Source organism: Nonomuraea turkmeniaca, from assembly GCF_005889735.1.
Lineage (GTDB): Bacteria > Actinomycetota > Actinomycetes > Streptosporangiales > Streptosporangiaceae > Nonomuraea > Nonomuraea turkmeniaca.
The window spans coordinates 1-3,210 of record NZ_VCKY01000455.1 but is presented as its reverse complement, the minus strand read 5'-3'; the positions used below and the strand labels follow the sequence as shown (position 1 = coordinate 3,210).

Sequence of the window (3,210 nt, the reverse complement as noted above, 5' to 3'; positions counted from 1 at the left end):
GAATGTCGACCTCGGTGCCGATGCGCTCCTCCGCCCGCTGCGGCTCGCCCGCCCCCGACAGGCGGACGATCGGCAGCGCGGGCGTTGGCGGCGGCGGCCGAGAGCGCGGCCGGGTCGTGATCGAAGCCCAGCAGCCGCAGGTGCGGCGCGAGCACGTGGGCCTCGATCAACGTGGTGCCCGCGCCGCAGCACGGATCGAGCACCAGCCGCGCGCCGTGCAACCGAGCCAGCTCCGCCATGGCAGCGGCCACCGGCGGGTGCAGCGTGCCCCGGATGGACGCCGTCTTGTACGGCCGGCGGTGCAGCGGGCGATCGGCCGGCCGCAGCGCGATGACCGCCTGCTCGCCCTCGATCGTGACCCGCCACGACATCGCGTCCAGCGGCGGCCGCCCGCCCGCCGACCTGGAGTGGTACGCCACCCCCAACGGCCGCGCCAGCTCGGCCCCCACCGCGTCCTCGATCTCGAACCGCGTGTAGTTACGCCGTCCGACGAACGATGCCGACACCTCCAGCCCGCCACGCGCGCCGATCGGCCCGGAACCCGGGCGCGCCAGCCCGACCACGTCCACGGCCTGCGCCGCCTCCGCCAGCCGGGCCAGCGCCGCCCGGCCCGGGCCGATCCCGTCCACCACGGCCCCGGCCAGCAGCACGTCGTCCGCCGTGCGCAACCCCAGAAGCCCTGTCTGGTCCGCGGCCTCGAACCACACCTCGCGATGCCGTATCCCGCGCACCGCACCCAGCCTGGAACGCCGAATCTCCGTGGCCACCAGGGGCTCGATGCCGTGCACCGCCCTGGCCACGGCAAGAGTATGCACGTGTCCTTCTCCCACGTCGCGACCCGGGACGGCGGTCGCTCAGCCGTCCCGCATCGCCGGCGGTGGGGTGCTCCGCGACCCGCCGGCGGATCGCTAACGCAGGTAGAAGAAGGTCATGGAGATCACCTTAGTGGGGCCCCGCCGCCGGGGCCACAGGATTTCCCTGTCTCTACGTACGCCGTACGTCCAAACCATTGACGTAAGTGGTCACTTTTCCGAATGATGGCCTTATGAGCGCCCTCGACTTCGACCTGTCGGACCGAGACTTCTGGGCCAGGCCCATGGAGCAGCGCGAGGAGGCGTTCGACCGCCTGCGCGCCCGCTCGACCCCCGCGTTCTTCGAGGAGATGGACATCGGCTTCGCCCCCAGGGGGCCGGGCTACCACGCGCTGGTCAAGCATGCCGACATCCTGGAGGCCAGCCGCAACCCGGAGATCTTCTGCTCGGGCGACGGTGGCGCCACGAGCATTCCGGACATGCCCGCGGAGTTCGCCGAGTACTTCGGTTCGATGATCAACATGGATGATCCGCGCCACGCCAGGCTCCGCAGGATCGTCTCCCGCGCCTTCACCCCTAAGATGATCAAGCAGTTCGAGTCGGACGTGGAGGCGGCGGCGGTCGTCATCGTGGACGACCTGCTGGCCAAGGGGCCCGGCTGCGACTTCGTGACCGAGGTGGCCGCCCGCCTCCCCTTGAAGATCATCTGCGACATGATGGGCATCCCGGAACGGGACTACCAATTCGTCTTCGAGCGCTCCAACACCATCCTCGGCGGCTTCGACCCCGAGTACACCGGCAGCGACTTCGACCAGATCGCCACCCGCCTGCTCACCGCCGGCATGGAGCTGCAGCAGCTGGTGCAGGACCTGGCCGCCCACCGCGCCGACCACCCCACGGGCGACCTGACGTCGTCCCTGGTCAACGCCAACATCGACGGCGAGCGGCTCTCCATGCAGGAGCTGGGGTCGTTCTTCATCCTGCTGGTGGTGGCCGGCAACGAGACCACGAGAAACGCCATCTCGTACGGCCTGCGCCTGCTCACCAAGAACCCTGCCCAGCGTGCCAGATGGCTGGAGGACCTCGACGGACACGCCCCGGGGGCCGTGGAGGAGATCGTCCGCCTGGGGTCCCCGGTGAACTTCATGCGCCGCAAGGTCACCAGGGACTTCGAGATGAACGGCAACCTCTACCGCAAGGGCGAGAAGGTGGTGCTGTTCTACTGGGCCGCGAACCGGGACGAGTCCGTGTTCGAGGAACCGTACCGCTTCGACATCACCCGCACCCCCAACCCGCACGTCGGCTTCGGCGGCCCGGGACCGCACTTCTGCCTGGGCGCGCACCTGGCCCGGCGGGAGATCACGGTGATGTTCCGCGAGCTGCTGCGCCGAGTCCCGCACATCGAGGCAGGCAAGCCGGACCGGCTGCACTCCATGTTCATCAACGGCATCAAGCACATGGAGTGCACGTTCTAGCGGCTAGCCCTGGGTGGAGAGCCTGAGCTGGTTCATCACCGTGCGGACGTCCGGCAGGAGCTGCTTGCTCTCCGACGGGATCGACATGTAGACGATCGCCGGGACGCTGCCGCCGGTGTTGACCGCCATCGTGACGATCGTGGCCTTCTCGGTCGCCGACGTCAGCGAGTACGCGATCAGCCGCCCCGTCTGGCCGCCCACCTTGATCGGCTGCTGGGCGATCTTGCGGACCTTGTTGTCCGGCGGGAAGAAGCGCTTGCGGGCGGTCAGCACCACCTGCTTGATGACCGGCTCCAGGTTGTCCTGCTCGTAGTACGAGGCCAGCTTCGGCATGAGCGGCCCCGTCATGAGCTGGGCGTACCGCTCGGGCGCGACCAGGACGTACTGGCGGGTGTCGAAGCCGAACGTGCCCTTGACCGTGGCGCGCTGGTCGAGCTGCCACTTGCCGCCGAGGCGGGGTACGGAGATCCCCGCGGCCGCGTCCGGGATCCTGCCGAGGACGGGGGAGGCCTTGCCGGGATACGCGGGCAGCTTGCCGATCGTCGTGGACGACCTGGTGGTGCTCGGCTTCTGCGAGGCCGAGGGCTGGCCGGCGGCGACGTTGGAGGTCGTGGGGTCCTCGCCGGCCAGGGGTCCCGCCAGGAACGCCCACAACAATGCGATGACCAGCGCGACCGCCACGGATCCGCCGAGCGCGTAGATCCAGACGGGCTTGCCCTGGCCGTCGTCGTCCAGGACCTCTTGGTCGCCCATGGCCTGGTAGTTGTCGCCGAAGACGGTGTTCCAGAGCTCCTGCTGGCGCTCGGGCGGCGGGGTGCGGGAGCCGCTGATCTGGCCCGCCGTCACGAACCGGTGCTCGGGGTCCGAGGGGTCGCGGCTCAGGTTCGAGCCTGTCTCTTATATACTTCTTTCGCGAAATCGAG

3 protein-coding genes are annotated in these 3,210 nt (G+C 69.4%); 1 reads left to right on the top strand and 2 read right to left on the bottom strand.

The genetic code is table 11. From position 1 onward, the window contains the following. A partial coding sequence (locus ETD86_RS56490) for a TRM11 family methyltransferase (protein WP_170223802.1) occupies positions 1-815 on the bottom strand: 815 nt, incomplete at its 3' end. A 230-nt stretch (positions 816-1,045) separates the two neighbouring features. Between ETD86_RS56490 and ETD86_RS53460 the strand changes: the two genes are divergently transcribed. Then, the gene (locus tag ETD86_RS53460) at positions 1,046-2,287 is read left to right on the top strand and encodes a cytochrome P450 (RefSeq protein WP_138674248.1); all 1,242 of its coding nucleotides are present in this window, start codon (positions 1,046-1,048) and stop codon (positions 2,285-2,287) included. 3 nt (positions 2,288-2,290) lie between these two features. On the opposite strand, the gene ETD86_RS53455 is transcribed toward ETD86_RS53460, so the two are convergent. Further along, a complete protein-coding gene (locus tag ETD86_RS53455; protein WP_138674247.1) occupies positions 2,291-3,133 on the bottom strand; it encodes a hypothetical protein in 843 nt (280 codons plus the stop codon). Between the last annotated feature and the right edge of the window lie 77 nt (positions 3,134-3,210).